This window comes from Streptomyces sp. NPDC013187, from assembly GCF_042899705.1.
In the GTDB taxonomy this organism is placed as follows: domain Bacteria; phylum Actinomycetota; class Actinomycetes; order Streptomycetales; family Streptomycetaceae; genus Streptomyces; species Streptomyces hawaiiensis_A.
This window is the reverse complement of record NZ_JBIBAF010000005.1, coordinates 42,187-57,509: the sequence shown is the minus strand read 5'-3', so window position 1 is coordinate 57,509 and position 15,323 is coordinate 42,187. Positions and strand designations below refer to the sequence as shown.

Annotated in this window: 15 protein-coding genes; 4 read left to right on the top strand and 11 right to left on the bottom strand. The window is 71.4% G+C overall.

Annotated features, from left to right (window positions below; translation table 11 throughout):
* Positions 1 to 102: 102 nt before the first annotated feature.
* Together ACFY5B_RS11445 and ACFY5B_RS11440 are read right to left on the bottom strand one after the other, a co-directional pair.
* Entirely contained in the window at positions 103 to 1,287 is a 1,185-nt protein-coding gene (locus tag ACFY5B_RS11445) for a winged helix DNA-binding domain-containing protein (RefSeq protein ID WP_389967824.1), read from the bottom strand.
* Between the two features lie 76 nt (positions 1,288 to 1,363).
* Entirely contained in the window at positions 1,364 to 2,986 is a 1,623-nt protein-coding gene (locus ACFY5B_RS11440) for an alpha/beta fold hydrolase (protein ID WP_389967822.1), read from the bottom strand.
* 272 nt (positions 2,987 to 3,258) lie between these two features.
* Here ACFY5B_RS11440 and ACFY5B_RS11435 point away from each other — a divergent pair, with 272 nt between their 5' ends.
* Complete coding sequence (locus tag ACFY5B_RS11435) at positions 3,259 to 4,482, top strand: RNA-guided endonuclease InsQ/TnpB family protein (RefSeq protein WP_389967820.1); 1,224 nt, start codon at positions 3,259 to 3,261, stop codon at positions 4,480 to 4,482.
* Between the two features lie 115 nt (positions 4,483 to 4,597).
* Here ACFY5B_RS11435 and ACFY5B_RS11430 read toward each other — a convergent pair whose 3' ends face one another.
* On the bottom strand, positions 4,598 to 4,969 hold the full coding sequence (locus ACFY5B_RS11430) for a signal peptidase I (RefSeq protein ID WP_389967818.1): 372 nt from the start codon (positions 4,967 to 4,969) through the stop codon (positions 4,598 to 4,600).
* Between the two features lie 68 nt (positions 4,970 to 5,037).
* Here ACFY5B_RS11430 and ACFY5B_RS11425 point away from each other — a divergent pair, with 68 nt between their 5' ends.
* Positions 5,038 to 5,922 (top strand): GNAT family N-acetyltransferase, encoded by an 885-nt coding sequence (locus tag ACFY5B_RS11425; protein WP_389967816.1) that lies wholly within the window; start codon positions 5,038 to 5,040, stop codon positions 5,920 to 5,922.
* Position 5,923: 1 nt separating this feature from the next.
* Here the strand turns inward: ACFY5B_RS11425 and ACFY5B_RS11420 are convergent, their stop codons facing one another.
* Positions 5,924 to 6,190, bottom strand: coding sequence for a hypothetical protein (locus ACFY5B_RS11420; protein ID WP_389967814.1), 267 nt, complete (start codon positions 6,188 to 6,190; stop codon positions 5,924 to 5,926).
* 111 nt (positions 6,191 to 6,301) lie between these two features.
* The gene (gene glnA, locus ACFY5B_RS11415; protein WP_351629454.1) at positions 6,302 to 7,711 is read right to left on the bottom strand and encodes a type I glutamate--ammonia ligase; all 1,410 of its coding nucleotides are present in this window, start codon (positions 7,709 to 7,711) and stop codon (positions 6,302 to 6,304) included.
* A gap of 210 nt (positions 7,712 to 7,921) precedes the next feature.
* Here glnA and ACFY5B_RS11410 point away from each other — a divergent pair, with 210 nt between their 5' ends.
* Entirely contained in the window at positions 7,922 to 8,389 is a 468-nt protein-coding gene (locus ACFY5B_RS11410) for an RDD family protein (protein ID WP_389967812.1), read from the top strand.
* A gap of 182 nt (positions 8,390 to 8,571) precedes the next feature.
* On the opposite strand, the gene ACFY5B_RS11405 is transcribed toward ACFY5B_RS11410, so the two are convergent.
* The 4 genes from ACFY5B_RS11405 to lipB form a co-directional block, all read right to left on the bottom strand.
* Positions 8,572 to 9,273 carry a DUF4191 domain-containing protein gene (locus ACFY5B_RS11405; protein ID WP_389967810.1) on the bottom strand — a complete coding sequence of 234 codons (702 nt, stop codon included), beginning with the start codon at positions 9,271 to 9,273 and terminating at the stop codon, positions 8,572 to 8,574.
* A gap of 75 nt (positions 9,274 to 9,348) precedes the next feature.
* Complete coding sequence (locus ACFY5B_RS11400) at positions 9,349 to 9,561, bottom strand: hypothetical protein (RefSeq protein ID WP_053671998.1); 213 nt, start codon at positions 9,559 to 9,561, stop codon at positions 9,349 to 9,351.
* 262 nt (positions 9,562 to 9,823) lie between these two features.
* Entirely contained in the window at positions 9,824 to 10,813 is a 990-nt protein-coding gene (gene lipA / locus ACFY5B_RS11395) for a lipoyl synthase (RefSeq protein ID WP_344457331.1), read from the bottom strand.
* 102 nt (positions 10,814 to 10,915) lie between these two features.
* Positions 10,916 to 11,716 carry a lipoyl(octanoyl) transferase LipB gene (gene lipB, locus ACFY5B_RS11390; protein ID WP_389967808.1) on the bottom strand — a complete coding sequence of 267 codons (801 nt, stop codon included), beginning with the start codon at positions 11,714 to 11,716 and terminating at the stop codon, positions 10,916 to 10,918.
* Between the two features lie 238 nt (positions 11,717 to 11,954).
* Between lipB and ACFY5B_RS11385 the strand changes: the two genes are divergently transcribed.
* Positions 11,955 to 13,433, top strand: coding sequence for a regulator (locus tag ACFY5B_RS11385; protein WP_389967806.1), 1,479 nt, complete (start codon positions 11,955 to 11,957; stop codon positions 13,431 to 13,433).
* Between the two features lie 87 nt (positions 13,434 to 13,520).
* On the opposite strand, the gene ACFY5B_RS11380 is transcribed toward ACFY5B_RS11385, so the two are convergent.
* Together ACFY5B_RS11380 and ACFY5B_RS11375 are read right to left on the bottom strand one after the other, a co-directional pair.
* Positions 13,521 to 14,927 (bottom strand): NAD(P)/FAD-dependent oxidoreductase, encoded by a 1,407-nt coding sequence (locus tag ACFY5B_RS11380; RefSeq protein ID WP_389967804.1) that lies wholly within the window; start codon positions 14,925 to 14,927, stop codon positions 13,521 to 13,523.
* 163 nt (positions 14,928 to 15,090) lie between these two features.
* Positions 15,091 to 15,323 (bottom strand): hypothetical protein (locus ACFY5B_RS11375; RefSeq protein WP_389967802.1); only part of this gene is annotated, 233 nt, incomplete at its 5' end.

Genomic DNA, 15,323 nt, shown 5'->3' with positions numbered 1-15,323 from the left:
TGCCGTGGACACCGGCGGGTTCGGACGGGCGCCGGGTGCACCTACCGAACGGAGGCAGGCAGCCCTGGGTGCCCTCCGGGCGGGCCGCCCGGGCTGCCTGTCTCAACCCGCCGTCAGCTCCTTCTCCAACGGCGTGCGGAAGCGTGGCGTGATCCTCGCCGTGTCCAGCCACCCGCTCAGCCGCTCCGCCTCCGACTCGATCGCCGCGAGGGCGTCCCGGCCGACGCCCTCCTCATCGAGGACGCGCCAGACGATCTCCCCGTCCGGCCGCTGGGCCCAGCCGCCGACCACTCGCCCGTTCCACCACACCGTCGGTCCGACGTTGCCGCTGCCGTCGAACAGCCGGGGCCGCAGCTGCGGCGCCAGGTACCAGTCGCGCTGCTGCCACCCCATCGCCGTCGGATCGAGGCCGGGCAGCAGCGCGGCCCAGGGCTCCTCGGGCCCGGCAACCGGGTCGGTGTCGCCCTCGGTCACGTACCCCGTGCCCTCGTCCAGCGACACCGCCTCCGCCCCGACCGCGGCCAATGCCCTGCGGACCTCCGTCACACGCCACCCGGTCCACCACTTCAGATCGGCCTCCGTCGCCGGGCCGCACGCGGCGAGCCACCGCCGCAGCAGCTCGGCCTGCGCCCCGGCCGTGTCCAGCTCGGGATGCTCGGGTGCCACGGCCCAGCGGAACCGGCTCGACGTCCAGGAGCCGAGCGGTCGGCCGCGGACGACCTTCCCCTCCACGCCCAGCACCCTCAGCAGCCGGGTCGAGACCGTGTGCAGCCCCTCGTAGCTCTTCCCGGCCGCATACACGAACTGCTCCCGCAGCCGCGGCTCGTCCTCGGTGAGTTCGGCGGCCGTCGCCTGCCCGCGCCGGGCGAGCGCCGCCAGCGTCGACTCCTCGACCTCCTTCAGCCAGGCCGCGTCCGGCGCACCGGCCGCCGCCATGTGCTTGAGCAGCGAGGCCCTCTCCCGGGCGGCGACGGCCAGTCCCGTCGAGGCGTGCACGACGGCGGTCAGGTCGGCGGGAAACACGAACACCGTGTGCCGCATGCCGTGCATCCGCACCAGACGACGGTCCTCGTACAGGGCCCGCTCGGTCTCCTCCACCGTCCTCGCGGGGTCGGCGAGCCGCGCTCCCACGGCCAGGTACACCGTCGCCGGGTCGGTGCCGTGCAGCGCGACCAGCGCATCGGCGACCTCCTCGGGCGTCCCCGCCCGTGCCTGCCCGGCCAGCCGCTGCCGCAGCGCGAGCCTGGCCCGCCGCTCCGCCACGCCGATGTACCGCTGCGCGCCCATGCCGTCCTCCACTCGTCGCGTCCTTCCACCCGGCGGCATCATCGCGGACGGCACCGACATCACCCCGTCGCACACCTCAGGCGTACCGCCTCAGCAGTCCCTCCATATACGCCTCCAGCCGCCCGCCCAGCACCTCCGGCGTCAGATCGGACCGCCCCAGCTCCCGCCACGGCCCCGCGAGCTTCGCCGCGTCGGGTACGTAGGCCAGCGCGTCGAGCAGCCGCCAGTACAGATGGTCCGGGCCCTCGGCCAGGCGCCGCCCGCCCTGTGCCTCGTAGCGCTCCCGGAACCCGAGGCCGCGCTCCGGCCCGTGCAGCAGCGCGAGTGCCGTCGAGCAGTGAGCGACGTCGAGGTCGGCCGGGCCCCACGAGGTCTCCACCCAGTCGACGACACCACTGATCCGCAGACCGTCCCCCGAACCCGTGAACAGCACGTTCCCGGGGTGGAAGTCCCGGTGCAGGAAGCAGCCGTCGTAGGGCGGGGGAGTGCGGCGGATGACCTCCACGGCCCGTTCCCACCCCGGTGGCACCGCCGCCGGCGACGTCCAGGCCTGGTACGCCCGCGGACGTTCCCGGGGGACGATCCGGTGGATCCGTGCCAGCTGGGCGGCGAGCAGCTCCACCCGGGCGTCGAGGTCCCGCTCGTCGACCCGGACGCGTCCCGGCAGGACGGACATCAGCAGGGACGGATGGTCGCAGTGCTCGCCCGTCGCGTCGACGCCGATCAGCTCGGCGGCCGGTACGCCCTCCTGCTCCGCCAGCAGCGTGAGGATCTCCGCCTCGCGGGCCAGCAACCCGGGCGCGTGCCGCCGGAAGAAGGGTTTCACGAAGGTCCGCAGCGCCAGTTCGGTGCCGTCGTCGAGGGTCAGCCGCCGCATCTGGGCGCTCCAGCCACCGGTCAGGAAGGACGACGTGTCGACGGTGCGACCCTGCGGGAGCTGCTTGGCCACCCATGCGCGGGTCGCCGTCCAGCCCTGCTCGCCCAGCCCGGACAGGACGGCGGTGACGAACTCCCGCCGGTCGTCGGGGTGGTCGCGGAACCACAGTCCCAACCGGTGCTCGGCGTCCGGGAGTTCCCAGTGGGTGAACTGGGCCCGCCGGGCCAGCGCCTCGGAGAACGCCTCCGTCACGGCGGACGGGATCACCTCGTCCGTGCCCGGCACCACGAGCACCGCCCGTCCCTCGAACGCCCGCAGGACGTCGAGCGCCGGGGCCGCGCGCCAGCTCCCGGGCCTGCGGATGATCTCGCTGAACCGCCCGTCACCGCCGCCGAACGGCACGTCCCACGCCTCGGCCCCGTACACCGCCGGTGCGCACAGCCCCAGGGCCGCCACCCGGTCCCCGTAGTGCCCCACCAGGTCCGCCACCGTCTGGCCGCTCATGCTGAACCCGACCAGCACCAGCGGCGCACCCGCCCGCGCGCGGGTGTCGATGACGGACACGGCCTGCTCGAAACGGCGGCGCAGGCTCAGCTCCCGCAACAGGCCCGTGCTCTCCCCGTGCCCCGAGAAGTCGAAGGCCAGGGCGTGACAGCCGTGTGCGGCGAACTCCGCCAGCCACGGCACCAGCCGCTCCTTGCTGCCGTTGCCCGCGCCGTGCAGCAGCACGACCGTCGCCCGGGCCGGCCGGCCACCGCCGGTGGCCAGCCCGCTGAGCCGTTCGCCGCCGACGACGTGGTGGAAAGGGATCAGCTCACTCATGTGGCCATTCACTCACGCGGCCCCGGCCGATGAAGGGCGTTCACGCCGGGGAGGAGTCGCATCCGGGTGCTGTGACGCGGGGCGTAGCCGTATCCGGTTCAGGGCGCGGAGCGCCTGGATCGCTGACCGGTTCTTCGGTGGTGATGCGAACTTGTGTGCCGGTTGTCGCTGGTCGGGGTGGTGGCTGCGGGATCGGGGACGCGTGTGCGGTGATCGTACGTATGGTCCTTGGCAGGGTTCGGTATGTCTTGTCGTTGCGGGAAGGGGGCGGGATGGTGCACGTGGGGGCGGCTGCGGAGGCGGCCGGGCATGCCCGCTACACCTACCGACTGCGTGTGTCGTCCGCCGCTCGCCTGATGTTGGTGGCGGAGTGGGACCGGTGCCGGTGGCTGTGGAATGAGTGTGTCGCCAAGTCCAGGGCCGTGCATGCGCACAACCGGGCGACGGGGGAGAAGCAGACGTGTGGCCCGGCGCAGCTCGATCGGATGCTGACCGAGGCCCGGCGAACGACGGCGTGGCTGCGGGAGGGCTCCTCGGTTGTCCAGCAGCAGGCCATCCGCGACTTCGGCCGGTCCCGCGCAAGAGCCCAAAAGGACATCAAAGAGCGCCTGCCCATGGCGCGCCGGGCGGGGATGCCCACGCACAAGAAGAAGCGTGAGGCTCTGCCGACCCTGAACTACACCAAGCGTGGATTCAGCCTGAAGGACGGCCGGTTGCATCTGGCGGGCGGGGTCGTGGTGGGGGTGGTGTGGTCGCGGGAGCTTGCGGCGGAGCCGTCCTCGGTGCGTGTGTACCGGGACAGCCTGGGCCACTGGTACGGCTCCTTCGTCGTGCCCGCCGAGGTCCAGCCGCTACCGCCTACCGGCCGGGTGCTCGGTGTCGACTGGGGCGTGAAACAGACCGCGACCACCACATCCGACGCCCACGACCTGCCGCACCCCGAACACGGCTGGAAGGCAAGCACGAAGCTGACCCGCTATGACCGGATGATGGCCCGCCGCAGGCCGAAGAAGGGCCGGCCCGCGTCAAAGGGCTACTGCGAGGCGAAGAAGCTGCGGGCCAAGGCGTACAAGAAGACCGCCCGACAGCGCCAGGACACCGGCCGTAAGTGGGCCAAGAAGGTGGTCCGTGACCACGACGCCATAGCGGTGGAGGACTTCCGCCCGAAATTCCTCGCCAGGACCACCATGGCCCGCAAGGCCGGGGACGCCGCCGTCGGCGCTACCAAGGTCGCTCTGCTGGAGATGGGCCGCAAGCACGGGCGGGATGTCCGCCTGGTCCACCCCGCGCACACCACGATGGACTGTGCCAGCTGCATGACGAGAGCCAAGCATGCACTGCCACTGGGTGAGCGCACCTACACCTGCGCCGCGTGCGGTGCCGTGTCCCCACGGGACAAGAACTCCGCACGCGTGATGCTCGTCCGGGCTGGTCTCAACCCGGCTGGTGCCGATGGCGGAAGACCCCCGGGAGCGCTGCTCCCGGAGGCAGCCTGAGCCAGGAATCCCCTCCCTTCAGGGAGGGGAGGATTCAAGCACTCGTCCCACCGCCAGTCTGCACCCGGGCCCTGCCATGAAGGGGTCGTGATCACCCCCAGGACCGGCAAAGCCGTCAGCCGCCGGCGCTCACCGCGTAGCCGGGCACGGACGGCCACCGCACCGTCAGCACGACCGACTCCTCCTCGGCCACCCACGCGTGATCGACGCCGCGCCCCCACACGACGTAGTCCCCCTGCCGCTCCAGCAGCACACTGCGCCCCGGCAGCTTCACCCGGAACCGCCCGCTGATCAGCACGAGCAGCGCGGTACGCGCCTCACCCCGCACCCACTGCGCCCGCTCGTCCCCCGGCGGATGCACACCCCACTTGATCTCCACGTCCTCACTGTGCCGCGGATCCCCGACGTCCTTGAAGTGCCCGAGGATCCACCCCCGGTCCAGCGCGGCGTCCGCACCGGCGTTGCCCACGTACACACGATCGTCCACGGGGCCGGACGCTAACAGCCGCCGAATCCGAGTGCGTACCGCCGGAGCGATGGTGTGTCATCGGGGCCATGGCGATCGAGGTGGGCAGACCCGGGACCGGCGGGTTGGGCAAAGCTGTGGGCGTGCTGCGGGAGTGGCAGGACGACGACGCACCGATGCAGCTGCATCCGGGAGACGTGGGCTGGTTCTGGCGGTTCGGCGCGGGGGCGACGGCCGCGGCGGTACGGACTTGGAGCCGTGCCGGACGGATACTCGCCGTCGGGCTGCTGGACGGCCCCGAACTGCTGCGGCTGACGATGGCACCGGACGTCCGCCGGGACGAGGAGCTGGCGCGACATCTGGTGGCGGACCTGACCGAGCCGGAGCGCGGCGTGCTGAAGGAGGGCGAGGCGTACGTGGAGGCGCCCGTCGGCTCGCCGGTCCACGAGCTGCTGTGCCAGGAGGGCTGGAGCATCGACGCACCCTGGACGCCGCTGAGCCGCGACCTGACCGAGCCGGTGGAGGAGCCAGCCGTGCGGATCGAGGTGATCGGGCCTGAGCAGGCGTACGTGCGGGCCGCCGTACAGCGGGCATCGTTCGACAGGTCCACGTTCACGGAGGACCACTGGCACGCGATGGCGGCCGGAGTGCCGTACGCCGACGCCCGGTGTCTGGTCGCGTACGACGGCCGGGGCGACGCGGTGGCGACGGTGACGGTGTGGTCGGCGGGTCCGGGGAAGCCCGGGGTGCTCGAGCCGATGGGCGTGCACCGGGACCATCGCGGGCAGGGCCACGGCAAGGCGATCACCGTCGCCGCGGCTGCCGCCCTGCGTGAGCTGGGCTCGTCGAGCGCGCTCGTGTGCACCCCGAGCTCCAACGTCGCCGCCGTCGCCACCTACAGGGCGGCCGGCTTCGAGCCCCTCCCCGAGGTCAGGGACCTACGCCGTGACGCGAGCTCGTCCCGGCGGTCTTGACCTAGTACGGCGCCCGGAAGTTGATGTACCCCAGCAGCACGATCACCGCCGCCACGCAGCCCAGCACCACGGCGGTCGAGACCCAGGAGGAGCGGCGGCGGGAGCCGACGTGCTCCGGGTCGGGACGGAACGGCACCGGCCCGGGCGGGTCGTGCTTCCAGCGCGCGGCGAGCATCCGGGCCCGCGCCGACGGCTCCTTGTGCTCGGCCCGGTCCGCCCATCTGAGGTCGAACTCGCGCTCCTGGTCGTCCTGTTCGTGCTCGGGCATTCCCATCCACCCCCCGTGTGGTCCTGCCCCCAAGAATAGAACACACGCCCGCGCCCCCGCCGTCGGAAGGACAGCGGGGGCGCGGGCGTTCATGCCTCGATCAGGCGTCGATCACACGTCGAAGTACAGCTCGAACTCGTGCGGGTGCGGACGCAGCTGCAGCGGCGCGATCTCGTTCGTGCGCTTGTAGTCGATCCACGTCTCGATCAGGTCCGGCGTGAACACGTCGCCCTGGAGGAGGAACTCGTGGTCGGCCTCGAGGGAGTCGAGGACGGCCGGGAGCGAGGTCGGGACCTGCGGGACGCCCGCGTGCTCCTCGGGGGCCAGCTCGTAGAGGTCCTTGTCGATCGGCTCGGCCGGCTCGATCTTGTTCTTGATGCCGTCCAGGCCGGCCAGCAGCAGCGCCGAGAAGGCCAGGTACGGGTTGCCGGAGGAGTCGGGCGCGCGGAACTCGACGCGCTTGGCCTTCGGGTTCGAGCCCGTGATCGGGATACGCATCGCCGCGGAGCGGTTGCGCTGCGAGTACACCAGGTTCACCGGCGCCTCGAAGCCCGGCACCAGGCGGTGGTACGAGTTCACCGTCGGGTTGGTGAAGGCCAGCAGCGACGGGGCGTGCTTGAGGATGCCGCCGATGTAGTAGCGGGCGGTGTCCGACAGGCCCGCGTAACCGGCCTCGTCGTAGAACAGCGGCTGGCCGCCGGTCCACAGCGACTGGTGGACGTGCATGCCCGAGCCGTTGTCACCGAAGATCGGCTTCGGCATGAAGGTCGCGGTCTTGCCGTTCTGCCACGCCACGTTCTTCACGATGTACTTGAAGAGCTGAAGGTCGTCGGCCGCGGCGAGCAGCGTGTTGAACTTGTAGTTGATCTCGGCCTGGCCGGCGGTGCCCACCTCGTGGTGCTGGCGCTCCACCTGCAGACCGGCACGGTCCAGCTCCAGGGAGATCTGGGCACGCAGGTCGGCGAAGTGGTCGACCGGCGGGACCGGGAAGTAGCCACCCTTGTAGCGGACCTTGTAACCACGGTTGTTCTCGAGGGCGCCGGTGTTCCAGGCGCCGGCCTCGGAGTCGATGTGGTAGAAGGACTCGTTCGCGCTGGTCGCGAAGCGGACGGAGTCGAAGACGTAGAACTCGGCCTCGGGACCGAAGTACGCCGTGTCGGCGATGCCGGTCGACGCGAGGTAGGCCTCGGCCTTCTTCGCCACGTTGCGCGGGTCACGGGAGTACTGCTCACCCGTGATCGGGTCGTGGATGAAGAAGTTGATGTTGACCGTCTTGTCGCGGCGGAACGGGTCGACCCGGGCGGTCGACAGGTCCGCGCGCAGCGCCATGTCGGACTCGTGGATGGCCTGGAAGCCGCGGATCGAGGAGCCGTCGAAGGCCAGCTCCTCGGCCGGGTCGAAGGCCGATGCGGGGATCGTGAAGTGCTGCATCACGCCCGGCAGGTCGCAGAAGCGGACGTCGATGAACTTGACGTCCTCGTCCGCGATGAACTTCTTGGCCTCGTCGGCGTTCTGGAACATCCAGCTCCTCCTACTCCCGACCGTCCCGCCGGGGTGGTAGTTCGTTCGTGCTGCCAGTGCGGGTGGCACACGCTGACCTCGACCCTAGGGACGGGTGGTTTCTCGGGCGTGACTCATTTGTTTCGCACAAGTTAACCGGCTCACCCTCCACGGTAGCCCGGACACACCCCGCCGTGCCCTGGTCATTTACGGGCGCAGTACCGTGGACGGGTGGACAACAGGCAAGCACTCGGATCGTGGCTTTCCGGGCCCCGCGCGGCCGCGGAAGAGGCCGGTGTCGACTTCGGATACCGGGGCGAGCAGCTCGGTCTGCCCGAGGAGGGACCCGGTTCGATCGCCCGCCCGGGCCGCCGGCTGGTCGCCCTCGCGGTCGACTGGGGCCTGTGTCTGCTGATCGCATACGGTCTCATCACGCAGAGCTACAACGAGGCGGCCCAGATCTGGGCGCCGCTCATCATGTTCGCGCTCATGGTTCTCACGGTCGGCACGGTCGGCTTCACCCCCGGCAAGCGTCTCCTCGGCCTGCGGGTGCTCGCCCTGGACACCGGCCGGGTCAGCCCGTGGCGCGCCGCCCTGCGCACGGTCCTGCTCTTCCTGGCGATCCCCGCGCTGATCTGGGACCGCGACGGCCGGGGCCTGCACGACCGGCTGGCCGGCACGGTCGAGGTCCGCATCTGACCCGCAGCGCGAACCGACCGACATGAACGACCGTCCGACGTGAACGACCGACCGACATGAACGACCGACCGACATGAACGACCGACCGACGTGAACGACCGTCCGACGTGAACGACCGTCCGACATGAACGAGGGGCGCCCGGTGTGATCCGGGCGCCCCTCGTGCATGTCGTGTGCGGGTGTCAGCGAGTCTTCGGCCCGCCCTTCGGCAGGCGCATCCCCTTCGGCATCGGACCCTTCGGCAACGGCATGTTGCTCATCAGGTCACCGAGCGCGCGCAGCCGGTCGTTGGTGGCCGTGACCTGCGGGCCGGTCAGCACGCGCGGGAGCTTCAGCATGGTCGTCCGCAGCTTCTTCAGCTCGATCTGGCCCTCGCCCGTGCCCACGACCAGGTCGTGCACCGGGACGTCCGCGACGATGCGGTTCATCTTCCGCTTCTCGGCGGCCAGCAGGGTCTTCACCCGGTTCGGGTTGCCCTCGGCGACCAGGACGATGCCGGCCTTGCCGACCGCGCGGTGCACCACGTCCTGGTTGCGGTTCATCGCCACCGCGGGGGTCGTCGTCCAGCCCCGGCCGATGTTGTCGAGCACCGCCGCCGCGGCACCGGGCTGTCCCTCCATCTGCCCGAAGGCGGCCCGCTCGGCCCGGCGCCCGAACACGATCGCCGACGCGAGGAAGGCGAGCAGGAGGCCCAGGATGCCGAGATAGATGGGGTGACCGATCAAGAAACCGATCGCGAGGAAGACACCGAAGGTGACGATTCCGACTGCCGCGAGTACAAGACCGATCTTCTTGTCGGCCTTGCGGGTCATCTTGTAGGTCAGGGCGATCTGCTTCAGTCGCCCGGCATTAGCAGCGTCCGCTGCAGGTTCCTTCCTCGCCATGCAACGAAGTCTACGTGGCCCCACAAGCCCCGCCGACGGCAGTGCCCGCGGGTGCCCCTGGGGGAGGGCCCGGGGTCAGGGGCGAACGGAGCGGACGGACAGGGACTGCTCGATGACGCGCTGCGTCTCGACCCGGTCCTTGGCGCGACGGCGGTCCTCCAGCACGGAGGTCCAGGCGTTGCGGCGGGCCGTGCGCTGACCGCTGCTCATCAGCAGCGACTCGACGGCACGCAGGGCGGTCGTGAAGGACGGGATCGCGGTGGCGCGGACGGGCGGCGCGGCCTGCATGGGTGAGGTCCCCCCTCGGGTACGGGTGTACGTGCTGTGAGTCCAGCGTTACTGATTGGTGTTACCAGCGCGTGACCGGCCGGTCAAACACCCATGAAGGGCCGGCGGGGAGCGGTGGAACGCCGACGCGGTCCTGACATGTGCCCTCATCTGCGAGGACGGTCAGGACCGCGTCGAATCGGACGCTACTGCCGAGTAGTCTCTTGTGCGCGAATTCACACGCTTGTCCCGCCCCGCGGTGGGCAGGGTCGGTGACGGTTCGTCAGACGGCCTGCGCCGCGATGTGCCCGTCCCCCTGCCGCGGAGCGGCCGAATGACGCTGCTCCATGGCCATCTGGTAGAGCCGCCCGGCGCGGTACGAGGAACGCACCAGCGGCCCGGACATCACGCCGGAGAAGCCGATCTGCTCGGCCTCCTCCTTCAGCTCCACGAACTCGTGCGGCTTCACCCAGCGCTCGACGGGGTGGTGGCGCACCGAGGGCCGCAGGTACTGCGTGATGGTGACCAGCTCGCAGCCCGCCTCGTGCAGCTGCTTCAGCGCGTCGCTGACCTCCTCGCGGGTCTCGCCCATGCCGAGGATGAGGTTCGACTTGGTGACCAGGCCGTAGTCGCGCGCCTCGGTGATGACCTTCAGGGAGCGCTCGTAGCGGAAGCCGGGGCGGATGCGCTTGAAGATCCGCGGGACCGTCTCGACGTTGTGGGCGAAGACCTCGGGCCGGGAGGAGAAGACCTCCGCCAGCTGCTCGGGGACCGCGTTGAAGTCGGGAGCCAGCAGCTCGACCTTCGTACGTCCGGCCTCGCGCCCTTCGGTCTGCTGGTGGATCTGGCGCACGGTCTCGGCGTACAGCCAGGCGCCGCCGTCCTCCAGGTCGTCGCGGGCGACGCCGGTGATCGTGGCGTAGTTCAGGTCCATCGTGACCACGGACTCGCCGACGCGGCGGGGCTCGTCACGGTCGAGCGCCTCGGGCTTGCCGGTGTCGATCTGGCAGAAGTCGCAGCGCCGGGTGCACTGGTCGCCGCCGATGAGGAAGGTGGCCTCCCGGTCCTCCCAGCACTCGTAGATGTTCGGGCAGCCGGCTTCCTGGCAGACCGTGTGCAGGCCCTCGCTCTTCACGAGCTTCTGCATCGCGGTGTACTCGGGACCCATTTTCGCCCGGGTCTTGATCCACTCGGGCTTGCGCTCGATGGGGGTCTGGCTGTTGCGGACCTCCAGGCGCAGCATCTTGCGTCCGTCGGGTGCGACTGCGGACACGACCGGCTCCCTAGCGATTGATTCTTCGGCGTCCTCAAGGGTACGCCCGTTGATTTGAATGCCTGTGTGGGCGCTACCCCTCTAGCTCCGCCACGGGCCGATTTATGCCGCCGGCGTCTTCTCGATCTCCCGCGGCTTCAGCTCCGCGTTCTCCAGGACCTCCCGCAGACGGCGCTCGACGACCGGCAGGACCTCCTCGATCGTCACGTCCCTGCCGAGCTCGCCGGCCAGCGAGGCGACGCCCGCGTCACGGATGCCGCACGGGATGATCCGGTCGAACCACTTGTTGTCGGGGTTCACGTTGAGCGCGAAACCGTGCATGGTGACGCCCTTGGCCACGCGGATGCCGATCGCGGCGATCTTGCGGTCCTCCCGGCGCTGGCCCGCGTTGGAGGGCGCGTACTCCGGGCCGTTCATGCGTGGGTCGAACTCCTCGTCGTGCAGCCGGGGGTCGAAGTCCAGCGACAGCCCGCCGGGCGCGGGGCGCTGCTCGACCGGGTCGCCCAGGATCCACACGCCGCTGCGGCCCTCGACGCGGCTCGTCTCCAGGCCGAAGTCCGCGCAGACGCGGATCAGGGCCTCTTCCAGGCGGCGCACGTGCGCCACGACGTCCACCGGGCGCGGAAGCTTCTGAATGGGGTAGCCCACCAGCTGGCCCGGGCCGTGCCAGGTGATCTTGCCGCCGCGGTCCACGTCGATGACGGGTGTGCCGTCGAGGGGCCGCTCGTTGTCCGCCGTACGCCGCCCTGCCGTGTAGACCGGGGGGTGCTCCAGGAGCAGTACGGTGTCGGGGATCTCGTCGGCGAAGCGCGCCGCGTGCACCCGGCGCTGCTCGTCCCACGCCTCCTGGTACTCGACGGCCTGGTCACCGAACCCCATGCGGACGAACCGCAACTCACTCACGGCAAGCGCCTCCCTCGAACGGGTGTGTCAGGCACGTAACGCGCCCAAGCCACTGTACGTCCGGCCCGGACACGTCAGTCCCGGGGGCAATCCTCACACGATCGGATGAATGTCCGTGAAAATGTGTGATGGGGTGCTTACTCTCCGCTACATTCGCGCCGTCCAGCAAGCCAAAAGGCCTGCTCACAGGCAATCCGGCACATCACCAACACCGGAAGGCAGGAGACCGCACCGCACCATGACGGAACGACCCGCGCAGCGCACCCCCAACCGACAGCTCGCCGCGCTCATCGCAGAAGCGGGGTTCTCCAACGCGGGACTCGCCCGTCGCGTGGACCAGCTCGGTCTCGAACACGGGCTTGATCTGAGATACGACAAGACATCCGTCACCCGGTGGCTGCGCGGCCAGCAGCCCAGGGGCACCACCCCGGCCCTGATCGCCGAGGTCTTCACCCGGCGCCTGGGCCGACGCCTCACCGCCCAGGACCTCGGCCTGGACGCCTGCGCCCCCGTCTACGCCGGGCTGGAGTTCGCCGCCACCCCCGAGGAGGCCGTCGACATCGTCAGCGGGCTGTGGCGCAAGGACTCCGGCAGCCACGCCGAGCTCCGCAAGATCGCCTTCACCCCGGCGGGGCTCGTCGTGCCCAGCCGGGACTGGCTGATCGGCCGGGCCGACGAGAAGGTCGCCCGGGGCGAGACGCCCGTGTCCCGCGTCCCGGCGCAGGGCCGCCCCACGCTCCGCCCCACGGCCATGACCGAGCAGGGCGCCCCGTCCCTGCCCCGCCAGCGCGGCCAGGCCGAACGGGGGCCCGGCCAGAAGGTCACCGCCGGCGACATCGCCGCCCTGCGCTCGGTCGGCGAGCTGTTCCGCACCCTCGACGACGCCTACGGCGGCGGCCACGCCCGTCAGGCCCTCGTGCGCTACCTGGAGCACGAGTGCGAGCCCATGCTGCGCGGCACCTACGGCGAGCAGACCGGACGCCGCCTCTTCGCCGCCGCCGCCGACCTGACCCGGCTCGCCGGCTGGACCTCGTACGACATCGCCGCGCACGGACTCGCCCAGCGCTACTTCGTGCAGGCGCTGCGGCTCGCCCAGGCGGCCGGGGACCGCACGTACGGGGCCTACGTGCTGGTCACCATGAGCCGCCAGGCCGTCTACCTCGGGCACGGGCGGGAGGCCGTCCAGCTCGCCCGCGTGGCCCAGCAGGGCGTCGGCACCTCCGGACCGCCCGTCGTCCAGGCCCTGCTGCACGCCTCCGAGGCGCGCGGGCACGGGGTGCTCGGCGAGGTCCGGGCCTGCACCGCAGCGCTGGTCAGGGCCGAACGCGCGCTGGAGACGGCCAGGCCCGGCGACGACGTGCCGCACTGGGCGAAGTTCTTCGACGAGGCCCAGCTCGCCGACGAGTTCGGCCACTGCCACCGCGACCTGCAGCAGTTCCGTGCCGCCGCCCAGCACGCCGAGCGTTCACTCCAGCTGCGGGCCCCCTCCTTCGCCCGCAGCCGCCTCTTCTGCCGGGTGGTCCTCGCCACCGCCCGCCTGGGCCTCGGCGAACTCGACCAGGCCTGCCAGCTCGCCGCGGAGGCGGCGGGCCAGGCGGCGGAGATGCGTTCGGTGCGGGCGGTGGAGTATGTCAGGGACTTCGAGCGCCGTTTGGAGCCTTACAAGGACGCGGCTCCGGTGCGGACGTACCGTGACAAAGTAGCGGCCCTTGGGTGAGGTTCCCGGGGGCGCGGGGCTGAATCGATGTGCGGCTCCGCCGCGCGGGCGCGACCAGCCTCCGCAGGCCCGCACCCGACGAACCACCTAGGCAGCCCGTGGCACGGTCGGCACAGGATCGGCCACGTGCATCGACCGCCCCGCCCCCAAGTCCGCCAAGATCGCCGCGGACACCCGATGCCCAGAGTGCAAAGCGCCCTGAACGGTACTGGTGTCCCGGTGATCCCCACACACGTACAGGCCCGCAAGCAGCCGCACCGGCCGCCGCAGATCATGCGGCGGCCGCATCGCCGGCACCGCCTCCGCCGTCCGGTGCACGGCCAGCGTCTCCCACCGGGCCGTCGACACCCCGTACAACCGCGCCAGATGCATCCGCACCGCCGTGTCGACATCACCCGGCGGCCGCCCCAGCACCGTGGAGGAGACCAACGCCCGCCCGGCCGGCGCCCGGGACGGATCGATGTCACTGACCACCGCCGTGTGCGCGACCGGACCGCCGAGATCCGCGTCGAGCAGCAACGACGCCCCCGTCGCCGGAGGTTCGTCCGTCGTGTGGTGCACCACCGTCACCGGATGGAACTCCGGCACCCGCAGACCGGGCAGCAGCTCGGCGGCGGCTCGCGCGCCCGTCGCCACCAGAACCGCCCGGCACCGGATCTCACCGTGCTCCGCCGTGGTCACCGAGGTCGTCGACACGGAGGTGACACGCACGCCGGTGTGCACCGTGCCCGGCGGCAGCGTGCGTGCCAGCTGCTCCGGCAAGGCCTCCGCACCGCCCTCCGGCAGGCACAACCGGCCCCGCGCGAAGGCGCGCAGCGCGAGGTCCGCACACCGGCTGGACGTCGTCAGACCCGGGTCGCACAGCAGGGCGGCGAGCAGCGGACGCAGAAAGCCGTCGATCGTACGGGCGGGCAGGCCACGCGCCGCCAGGGCCTCCCCGGCGGGCAACTCCGGGCGGGCCAGCAGCCGTTCGGCCGGTGTGCCCGCGAGCCGGGTCAGGGCGGCGCCGAGCCGGGCCTGGTCGACGGCCGTGCCCAGCGGAGCACCGGGCCGGCTGCGGGGGACCGAGACCTGCCGGCCGGGCACGGCCACCGGCCTCCGGGTCTGCCTGGGCGCGGACGGCGAGCGGGGGGCACTCGCCAGCGCGCGAACCGCGTGCAGTGCGCCCCTTGCGCCCCCTGCGCCCGGCTGTACGCCGGCACGGTGGTGGCGTCCGTCGCCGTGCAACAGGACACCGGGCGCGAAGGGCCGCAGCACCAGCCCGTCGAGACCGGGTGTCAGTCGTAGTTCCGGATACGCCGTGGACAGCAACTGGCCGATCCTGTCGAGCCGGAAGCCGTCGACCTTCTCCGTCGCCATGCGGCCGCCGACCCCGTGGGCGGCCTCCAGGACCATGGTCGTCACTCCTGCGCTGGTCAGCCGGTGCGCGGCCGAGAGTCCGGCGACCCCGGCCCCCACGACGACCACGTCCGCCTGGTACGCGGGCTCAAACACGTGCCCCTCCTCGAGGTTGCGCGGGCGCTGGAGACGTCATGCCCTCAACAGGCCGCAGGGATACGCGAGTTCTGGTCGAGGGTAGGACCGTGATCGGTCAGCGGGAGTCGCGCATCGGCAGGGCACGGTCGCACGGCGGTCGCATTCGGACGCCTTGTGGGCATCAAGTGGTCATAGGAGGCTGGTGTGCGGATCGGGGAGGTGTCTCGGAACGGCCGGTCGGATCCCGGACAGACGGCCGGTGTGTGTGGGTCGGGTCCCGCGACACGGCGCCGGTGTGGTTGGTCGGGTCCCGCGACAGGGCGCCGGTGTGGTTGGTCGGGTCCCGCGACAGGGCGCCGGTGTGGTTGGTCGGGTCCCGCGACAGGGCGCCGGTGTGGTTGGTCGGGTCCCGCG